This window comes from Streptococcus sp. OH4692_COT-348, assembly GCF_003859975.1.
Lineage (GTDB): Bacteria > Bacillota > Bacilli > Lactobacillales > Streptococcaceae > Streptococcus.
The window spans coordinates 1-484 of the sequence record NZ_RQZB01000058.1 but is presented as its reverse complement, the minus strand read 5'-3'; the positions used below and the strand labels follow the sequence as shown (position 1 = coordinate 484).

Sequence of the window (484 nt, the reverse complement as noted above, 5' to 3'; positions counted from 1 at the left end):
TGACCGTGGCTTCTGATTAATCTAGTTCTTCTACTTGCAGTATTTGCTTTTGCCTTAAACTCTGCTTCAAACCAATCGCCCATGCGCTCTGTGACTTTAGTTTGCAGTTCTTTAGCTATACTTGCTGTATTAAGTAAATTTACTGCCATGCTTGACCACCTGCACCACAAGGCAAATAAACAGTACCAGTATAATTGTACAAATGGCTATTCTCTGACCAGTTCGTCATATTCCAACCATTTTGCAAAACATCTCCGACTAGTCCTACAAGTTCATCGTCAACATCTTTAACAGATAAAACAACTTGATAATAGTAACCCATGGCAAAGCTCGTATTATCCATTTTAAGCACCTTTGAGTCACTAAGTGACAAATATACCGTCTTGTCTTCTATCGTGTCCTTAACGCCTAAAATAACGTCATTTAGAGGCATTGTAAGTAAATTGTTGTACCAATCTATATAAGAATCAAATTCCATTACTTA

1 protein-coding gene is annotated in these 484 nt (G+C 37.0%); it reads right to left on the bottom strand.

All coding sequences use genetic code 11. The features are described from left to right. Positions 1-139: 139 nt before the first annotated feature. Positions 140-343, bottom strand: coding sequence for a hypothetical protein (locus tag EII37_RS11195; protein ID WP_185696013.1), 204 nt, complete (start codon positions 341-343; stop codon positions 140-142). Between the last annotated feature and the right edge of the window lie 141 nt (positions 344-484).

What these genes read in the sequence shown, in the direction of transcription:
- EII37_RS11195 (WP_185696013.1), bottom strand. Translation starts at nt 343, where the DNA reads ATGGATAATACGAGCTTTGCCATGGGTTACTATTATCAAGTTGTTTTA.